The sequence below is a fragment of the Halochromatium sp. genome (assembly GCF_054919635.1).
Genome location: NZ_JBUDPI010000253.1, coordinates 1 through 5,837 on the forward strand (window position 1 = coordinate 1; position 5,837 = coordinate 5,837).

7 protein-coding genes are annotated in these 5,837 nt (G+C 66.3%); all 7 read left to right on the top strand.

The features are described from left to right. A partial coding sequence (locus tag ACY693_RS13995) for an efflux RND transporter periplasmic adaptor subunit (RefSeq protein ID WP_462322439.1) occupies window positions 1-620 on the top strand: 620 nt, incomplete at its 5' end. A gap of 237 nt (window positions 621-857) precedes the next feature. Beyond that, on the top strand, window positions 858-1,823 hold the full coding sequence (gene gshB / locus ACY693_RS14000) for a glutathione synthase (protein WP_462322440.1): 966 nt from the start codon (window positions 858-860) through the stop codon (window positions 1,821-1,823). Then, window positions 1,813-2,952: an FAD:protein FMN transferase gene (locus ACY693_RS14005; RefSeq protein ID WP_462322441.1), complete on the top strand. Its 1,140-nt coding sequence runs from the start codon at window positions 1,813-1,815 to the stop codon at window positions 2,950-2,952. The genes gshB and ACY693_RS14005 overlap by 11 nt, the downstream gene beginning before the upstream one ends. A gap of 80 nt (window positions 2,953-3,032) precedes the next feature. Then, window positions 3,033-4,124: an energy transducer TonB gene (locus tag ACY693_RS14010; RefSeq protein ID WP_462322442.1), complete on the top strand. Its 1,092-nt coding sequence runs from the start codon at window positions 3,033-3,035 to the stop codon at window positions 4,122-4,124. 72 nt (window positions 4,125-4,196) lie between these two features. Next, window positions 4,197-4,760: a YqgE/AlgH family protein gene (locus ACY693_RS14015; RefSeq protein WP_462322443.1), complete on the top strand. Its 564-nt coding sequence runs from the start codon at window positions 4,197-4,199 to the stop codon at window positions 4,758-4,760. 35 nt (window positions 4,761-4,795) lie between these two features. Beyond that, entirely contained in the window at window positions 4,796-5,248 is a 453-nt protein-coding gene (gene ruvX, locus ACY693_RS14020; RefSeq protein ID WP_462322444.1) for a Holliday junction resolvase RuvX, read from the top strand. Further along, window positions 5,245-5,837 (top strand): bifunctional pyr operon transcriptional regulator/uracil phosphoribosyltransferase PyrR (gene pyrR / locus ACY693_RS14025; RefSeq protein WP_462322445.1); only part of this gene is annotated, 593 nt, incomplete at its 3' end. The genes ruvX and pyrR, both read left to right, overlap by 4 nt.

Genomic DNA, 5,837 nt, shown 5'->3' on the forward strand with positions numbered 1-5,837 from the left:
CCGGCGAGCACGTCGACGAGGGCGAGCTGCTGCTACGCATGGATCAGCGCGAGGCGCAAGCGGCCAGCCTCGAGGCCAAGGCCGCTGTCGCCCGCCAGCAGATCGCGCTCGAGGACGCCGAGCGCGAGCTGGTCCGCGCCCAAGAGCTGTTCGACCGCGGCCTGATCGCCAGCGAGGAGCTGAAAGACGCCGAGCTGCTCAAGGCCGCCGCCGAGGCCGAGCTCGAATCGGCCAAGGCCCAGCAGGCCGTGGCCGAGGTGCTGCTCGAGCGCACCGAGCTGCGCGCGCCCTTCGATGGCATCGTCGTCGAGCAGAATGGATACCAGGGCGCGGTGATCTACAAGACCCTGCAGCAACAGCCATTGGTCGCCGTCGCGCCAACCAGCCAGATGCTCGCCCGGGTCCTGGTCACCTCCGACATCCTGCGCCGTTACCGGCCGGGCCAAGCAGCCAAGATCAATGTCCGCGGCCAGCTGCGCAGCGGCCGCATCTACAGCCTTGGCGTCGAAGCGGTCCGCATCGATCCGGACGGGGCCGTCTATGAGCTGGACGTGATCTTCGATAGCCAGCCGGACGAGATCCTGAGGCCCTCGGAGTTCGTCCAGGTCACGCTCCCCTGAGCCGATCCTGTCCTTAACTGGCGCCTAACTGGCCCCTAACTTGCCCCTAACTTGCCCTAGCGGAACCTTTGATCGTTGCTATACTCCTAATTGCAAGGCGCATCAATGCGCTAGGTCGCCACGGGCTCCCCCTCCCTGGCGATCCTTGTCTCCCGGCCCCCATAACCGGGAACAGTTACCCCGGTGCTTCCCCCAATCACCGGGGTTTCTTTTGTGCCGCTGGGTTACACTCGCCACATGAAGTATCAGCTTGGCGTCCTGATGGACCCGATCGCGTCCATCAACATCAAAAAAGACAGCACCTTTGCAATGCTGCTCGCCGCTCAGCAACGCGGCTGGTCGCTCCACTACATGGAGATGGCCGACCTCTTCGTCGCCAATGACGAGGTTAGGGGCCGAGCCCGGCGATTGCGGGTGCAGGATGATGCGACTGGCTGGTTTGCGCTCGAGACCCCCGAAACGCTCGCCCTCGCCGAGCTCGATGCGGTGCTGATGCGCAAAGACCCGCCGTTCGACATGGAGTATGTCTATGCGACCTATCTGCTCGAGCTCGCCGAGGCGGCTGGCTGCCTGGTGGTCAATGCGCCTCGCGCACTGCGCGATGCCAACGAGAAGGTCTTCACCACCCGGTTTCCGCAATGCTGTCCACCGCTGGTGATCAGCCGCCATGCCGAGGTGCTGCGGACCTTCCTCGCCGAGCAGCAGGAGATAGTGCTCAAGCCGCTCGACGGGATGGGCGGCCGCTCGATCTTCCGCGTCCGCAGCGGTGACCCCAACACCTCGGTGATCATCGAGACCCTGATCGGCAACAGCCGCGGCGCGGGTGAGCGCTTCTGCATGGCACAGCGCTACCTGCCCGAGATCAGCGATGGCGACAAGCGCGTGCTGATCGTCGATGGCGAGCCGGTGCCCTACGTACTGGCGCGCATCCCGGCCGCCGGCGAGTCGCGCGGCAATCTGGCCGCGGGCGCCAGCGCCGAGGTCAGGCCGATCAGCGAGCGCGAGCGTTGGATCGCGCAGCAGGTGGCGCCAGAGCTCAAGGCCCGCGGGGTCCTGTTCGCCGGCCTCGATGTGATCGGCGACTGGCTCACCGAGATCAACATCACCAGCCCGACCTGCATCCGCGAGATCGATCGCGCCTGTGGCACCGAGATCGCGCAAGACCTGATGACGGCCATCGAGGCACGGCTCGGTGCGCGCTGATCGCTACTCCCCCAGCTGCTGTTCAAGCCTCTGCTCCGGGAGCGGACTCGGGCGGGCCCAGGCTATCGCGGTCGCGCTGGCCATCATCCTCCTCTTGATCGGCTGCAACAACACCGAAGCCCCGGTCTATACCACCCAGTTTCCGGCCTTTGGGACCGCGATCGATCTCAGCATCGTCGGCGTTCAGCGCGAGCGCGCGGTCGCGGCAGCGGCCGATGTCGAGCGCGACTTCCTGTTCTTCGAGCAGGCCCTCTATGCCAACAGCTCGGGGCGGATGCTGCGCATCAACGAGCTACTGGCCAGCGAAGCGCCCTTTGCAGCACCACCCTCGCTGATCCCGCTGCTGACGCGCACCCAAGACCTCTATCGCCAAAGCGGCGGACTGTTCAACCCGGCCTTGGGCCGCTTTACGCGTCTTTGGGGCCTGGACCGCACACGCCCAGAATCAAGCCAGCCACCAGGACAAGCCGCGATCGACGCGCTGCTCGCGGTGAAGCCAACCATGGACGACCTCTACCTCGAGGGCATTGTGCTGCAGAGCGACAATCCGGCGGTCCAGCTCGATTTCGACGCCGTCGCAGCGGCCTATGCGATGGACGTTGCCATCGACGCGCTCCGCGCCCAAGGGGTGCGTAGCGCCTTGATCAATGTCGGCGGCGATCTGCGCGCCATTGGCAGCCGCGCTGGCCGCGCTTGGCGTCTCCCGGTCCCGCGCGCGAGTGGAACCGGCGTCATCGGCATCCTCGATGTTAGCGGCGATGCGAGCCTGTTCACGGTGAGCAGCCAGCGCCGCAACTTCGTCTACCAAGGCCAGACCTATCACTCGGTGATCGACCCGCGGACCGGGCGTCCAGTCGAGGACACGGCCTCTGCAACGGTCCTCTATGAAGGCGATGCACTGACCGCTGCGGCAGCGGCAACCGCCATCATGATCGCCGGCCCCGATGACTGGCCGAATATCGCGGGCCAGATGGGCCTGCGCTATGTGCTGCTGATCGATAGCACCGGCCAGTTGCAGATGACCCCCGCGATGGCCGAGCTCATCCAGCTGCTCGACAGCGGAGCGCAGCAGATCATCCGCACCCCGCCGAAGAGCGAGCCTCCTTCCACCCGTTCCGATCAGCCATGACCGCTGCGGCTGCAGCCCTAACCACGGCATTCAGCTCAAGCAACAAACCGATGGCAGGCCGCTGGTCGATGCCGATCGCTATGGTCATCGCAGTTGCCGCCCATGCGCTGCTGCTGCTCGGTCTCGAGATCGAGGCACCAGAAACAGGCGCAAGACCGACGCAAGGTCTCGAGCTGATGGTGGTGACTGAGCCCGGCGTCGACGCGGCGGCCAGTGTCCCGGCTCGAGTCAGCGCACAGGCGGACCGAGCCGGCGAGACCCAGGCGCTACTGCCCGAGATCGAGGCCGCTGCCGAAGGCAGCATCGACAGCAATGCCCTTGACGGTGCCGATGCCGCTGAGAGCGATCTTGAGCAGCCCCTTGCCCCCAGCGAGCCGACGGTCCCTAGCCCGCCCGCTGAGCCACCGCCAGCGGCCTCGGAGATAAGCGAGTCGGCACCGCCTCCAGAGCCCGCGCGCGCCCCCCCATCGCACGCCGAGCCTGCCGCCCCAAGGCTGGAGGCGCTGCCAGCGCTCGGCGCAGAGGACGCATCCAGCGCAGCTGAGGCAGAGATCAAGGCCGAGAGCATCGATCGCCTGGCAACCCCGGAGCCCAAGGCAGCCCTACTCCCCGACCCGGCGCCCGCGGCGCCCGAGCAGCCGGAGCAACCAAAGCAACCGGAGCAGCTGGAACAACCGAAGCAACCGGAGCGCGCCGAGCTGGATCAGCCAGCGCCCCCGATCTCGGCGGCTGATATCTTCGCCAGCCGCAGTGCGGAGATGGCCAGCCTGGCGGCCCGCATCGAGGAGCGAAGCCATGCCTATGCGAGCCGTACGCGACGCAAGGCGATCAGCACCGCGACCCGCGAGTATATCTACGCCAACTACATGGAGGCTTGGCGACGCAAGGTGGAGCGCATCGGTAATCTGAACTATCCCCGCGAGGCCCGGGAGCTCGGCCTATTCGGCAGCCTGATCCTCCATGTCGCCGTGCGCGCCGACGGTAGCCTCGAGGGGATTCGGGTCGTGCGCTCATCCGGCCATGAGGTGCTGGACCAAGCCGCGGTTCGCATCGTGGAGCTGGCGGCCCCCTTCGCCGCCTTCCCGCCCGATATCAAGCGTGAGACCGATGTGCTGGATATCACCCGCACCTGGCAGTTTCAGCGCAATCACGAGCTGAGCTGGGGCAATTGAGCCGGGGTCATTGTGCTGATCAGGGCGACGCAAGCGCTTGCCAGGCGCTCGAGCCGGCTTGATACTATCGCCATGACTGATGCAACGTCGCTCACCAACCACTTTCTCATCGCGATGCCGGGTCTTGAAGACCCAAACTTCTCGCGAACGGTGACCTATATCTGCGAGCATTCCGCTGAGGGTGCGATGGGCATCGTGATCAACCGGCCGATGGAGATCCAGCTCGGTGAGGTCTTGGCTCAGCTCGAGATCGACCCCGAAGCCAGTAACGTCAGCAATGCGCCGGTCTATCTCGGTGGCCCGGTGCAGACCGACCGCGGCTTCGTGATCCACGATGGCGACTTCAACTTCGACTCCACCCTGCGGGTGACCGCTGAGATCCAGGTCACCACCTCGCGCGACGTGCTCGAGGCGATCGCCAAGGGTCGCGGTCCCGCCAATCGGCTGGTTGCCCTCGGCTATGCCGGTTGGTCCAGCGGTCAGCTCGAGCAAGAGATGATCGCCAACGCCTGGCTCAGCGGTCCTGCCGATTCGCAGATCCTCTTCTCCACCCCCTCGGCCCAGCGTTGGCAGTCGGCCGCACAGCTGCTCGGCGTCGACCTCAACCTACTGAGCGGCCAAGCCGGTCACGCCTGACCGGCTCGCAGGCAGATCGACAGGCGGCAGCAACCTTGGCCACCCTGCTCGGCTTCGACTTTGGCGAGCGTAAGATCGGCGTCGCGGTGGGTCAAACCCTGACTCGCACAGCGACGCCGCTGGAGACGGTTCGCGCTCAGGGGCAGCGCCCCGACTGGCAGCGGCTCGAGGCTCTCATCCGCGAGTGGCAGCCCGAGGCAGCCGTGGTTGGACTACCATTCAACATGGACGACAGCGAGGAAGCCTGGAGCGAGCGCGTCCATCGCTTTGCCCGCCAGCTGCAGGGCCGCTTCGGCCTCAGGGTGCATCTGGTCGATGAGCGCTTGACCAGCCTCGAGGCGCGGCGCCAGCTGCAGCTCGGTCTTCGCGCGGCGGACGACCGCATCGATGCACAGGCCGCGAAGCTGATCCTCGAGACCTGGCTCGCCGAGGCCAACCCGCAGCCGCCATCCGCCTGCCGCCTATCCGAAGGAGACTCTTTGCCATGACCACAATGCACACCTGGAAGTCTGCCGACGAGGTCGAGGTCGCGATTGGTCAGATGGCCGATCAGCTCGGCGCGCTCTTGGCCGCCCGCGCCATCGACCGACCGCTGATGGTCGGTATCCACAGTGGCGGGGTCTGGGTTGCCGAGCGCCTGCAAGCGCGGCTTGGACTCCAGGAGCCCATGGGGCAGCTCGATATCTCGTTCTACCGCGATGACTTCACCCGAATCGGCACCCATCCACAGGTACGCCCCTCAGACCTGCCGGTTCCAGTCGACGATCGGCACATCGTGCTGGTCGACGATGTGCTACAGACCGGTCGCACCATCCGCGCCGCCTTGAATGTGCTGTTCGATTACGGACGCCCGGCCTCGGTGGTGCTGGCCATCCTCGCCGGCCGCGACGGTCGCGAGCTACCGATCGAGCCGGATGTGGTCGGTCTCTACGCCGAGCTCGAGCCGGGCGAGCAGATCAAGCTGACCGGACCTGACCCGCTGACCTTGCGTCGCGGCCGGGTCGAGGCGGCAACGGAGGCGCCTGAGGGGACGGCGGAAGAGGCCCAGGCAGAGCCAATGACGCAGCACCAGAGCGA

Excerpts from the sequence above, each read along its gene's own strand:
- gshB (WP_462322440.1), top strand. The coding sequence starts at position 858 with ATGAAGTATCAGCTTGGCGTCCTGATGGACCCGATCGCGTCCATCAAC.
- ACY693_RS14010 (WP_462322442.1), top strand. The coding sequence starts at position 3,033 with ATGGTCATCGCAGTTGCCGCCCATGCGCTGCTGCTGCTCGGTCTCGAG.
- ACY693_RS14015 (WP_462322443.1), top strand. The coding sequence starts at position 4,197 with ATGACTGATGCAACGTCGCTCACCAACCACTTTCTCATCGCGATGCCG.